The organism is Synechococcus sp. R6-10 (assembly GCF_047461815.1).
Lineage (GTDB): Bacteria > Cyanobacteriota > Cyanobacteriia > Thermostichales > Thermostichaceae > Thermostichus.
Map to the genome: position 1 here is coordinate 1 of NZ_JANSHW010000264.1, position 2,374 is coordinate 2,374.

Sequence of the window (2,374 nt, forward strand, 5' to 3'; positions counted from 1 at the left end):
GAGCGGGAACGCCTGCAAGCCCGCGTTCAGCTTCTCAGCCAGCAACTACAAAGCCAGGAAACTCTAGCCCAACAGCAGCAGCAACTGGAGCAGAAAATCGCCGAAGGAGAGGCCGCCTTGGCAGAGCTGGAGCGACGGCGTCTCTACCAGCAGCGGGTGTTGGAAAAAGTCCAAGAACGGCGGCTGTTCGTGCAAAAGCTCCAGGAACGCCAGCGGGTTCTCCAGCAACAGTGGCAACAGGAAGAAGAACGCTGCCGCCTGTTGGTGACCACCTGGGAGGAAGGTCAAGAGGCGTTTTCCGCTCAAAGTGCTCCGCGAGGCGAACAAGATCAGGGAGAGCGCCGCCCCATCCCCACTTTGGCGAGGGTGACGGCCCTTGTCGAGGAGGCAGCAGAACAAGAGGAGGGATCCCCGGCCCTATCTTCTGTCGGCCAGCCTGCCGAGCCATCCCCCGCAACGCCAACACCAGAGCCGCAGGGATCCGGCTTTATGGCTCCGCAACGCCGTCGCAACTGGACTTGCCCCCTCTGCGCCCGTCCCCTCAGCCCGCGCCTGCGGGATGTGGTGCTGAAAAAACACCGCGAGCGTCAAGAGGAAATTGCCGGCGAACTGTTTGTTATCCGCGAACAACTGGCGGTGGCCGACCGGGAGATCGAACTCTTGCAAGAAGAATACCGCCGTCTTAGCCAAGAACTGGCCACTTGGGATGAGCGCCTGCACCTTCAAGGGCGATTGCAACAGCAGTGGGAAGCCGAGCAGGAGCGCTGTCGGCAAATCCAGCTCTGGCAAGCAGAGGCGGCAGAGTTGAGGGAAATCCTTGACCGGGAAGCTTACGCTCAAGAAGCTCGGCAACAGCTCCAGCAGATCCAGCAGGCCCTGCACCAACTGGGCTATGACGAGCGCGAGCACGCTCTACAACGGGGAGAACTGGAGCGCTGGCGCTGGGCCCTGGGCCGCTCTCAAGAACTCCGCAAGGCCCAAGAGCGCCGCTCTCGCCTCTGCGAGCAAATCGCCTCCCTACAGGCACAACTGGAAACCCTGCAACAGGCGGTATCCAAGGACTCCGGCCCGCTAGCGCGATCGGATTCTCCCCTGGCGGAGCGGTTGGCTCAGGTGGAACAGGCGTTAAACCACCTGGGCTACGATGGATCCCTGCACCAGCAGGTGAAAGCCGAACTGGCCCAAGCGCAACTCTGGCCGGTGCGCCTGCAAGCCCTACAGGTGGCCCGCCAGGAACTGCCGGAGGTGGCAGCCCGCACCCAAGCCTTATCCCAACGCCTGCAGGAAAGCCGCCAGCACTTTGCCCAAGCCACCCAAGAGCTGGAACGGCTTCAGCAACAACTGGCGGAGCATCCCGAGGTTTTGCCTGCTCAGCTGGAAGGGATCCGCCAAACCCTGCGGGAGCACCGCCGGCGGCTGGATGAGGTGCTGTCTCAGATAGGGGCCGCCCAACAACGGCTACAACAGGCGGTTCAACAGCAGGCGGAACAGGCCGAGCTGGAACAGCAACTGCAACAGGCCCGCCGCCAGCAGCAGGTGTACCAAGAGCTGGCCAATGCCTACGGTCGCAACGGCATCCCCGCCCTGATCGTCGAAAATGTCCTGCCCGAGCTGGAAGCCCAGGCCAACCAGATCCTGGCCCGCCTTACCCAACACCGCCTACACCTGCAATTGGTTACCCAGCGCTCCGGGCGACGCTATTGCTCACCGGCCAAGCTGTCCTCCGTAGCGGGACGGAGTCCCTATGACACCCTCGACATTCTCATTGCCGATCCCCACGGCACCCGCCCCTACGAGACTTACTCCGGTGGAGAAGCCTTCCGCATCAACTTCGCCATTCGCCTGGCCTTGTCCCGCCTGCTCACCCAGCGCTCGGGATCCGACCTGCAAACCTTAATCATCGACGAGGGGTTTGGATCCCAGGATGCCACCGGGCGCGCCCAACTGCTGGCTGCCATCAACGCCATCGCCCCGGACTTTGCCTGCATCTTGGTGATTACCCACATCCCCAGCCTGCAGGATGCTTTCCCCCGCCGCATTGAGGTACAACCCTCTCCCCAGGGATCCCGCCTCTCCATTCGCGGCTAGTCCCTTCAGGAGTTGCCGGCACGATTTTGCAGCCACTGCTGCAACAGGGGCACCAGAGTCTCGCTGAGTTGGTTCCACTGGTCGGGCTTCTGGACGGTGGTCAGCAGCTCCACTCGCTCGCCTCGGATCACCAGAAAGCCAACTGGCTCGATGCGCACCCCACCCCCCGCTCCCCCGAACAGACTGGCCGGATCCCCGCCGTTGCCGCGACAGCCAGGAGCAGTCTTTCCAAAGTTACCCCCTCCCCCACCCAAGCCAAAATGCAAAGACATGTAAGGGACAATAA

At 62.5% G+C, this 2,374-nt stretch carries 2 protein-coding genes; one reads left to right on the forward strand and one right to left on the reverse strand.

The annotated features are described in order from the left end of the window. Positions 1-2,088 (forward strand): SbcC/MukB-like Walker B domain-containing protein (locus NW837_RS08235; RefSeq protein WP_414330549.1); only part of this gene is annotated, 2,088 nt, incomplete at its 5' end. 5 nt (positions 2,089-2,093) lie between these two features. Here NW837_RS08235 and NW837_RS08240 read toward each other — a convergent pair. Continuing rightward, positions 2,094-2,374 (reverse strand): GerW family sporulation protein (locus tag NW837_RS08240; protein WP_414330551.1); only part of this gene is annotated, 281 nt, incomplete at its 5' end.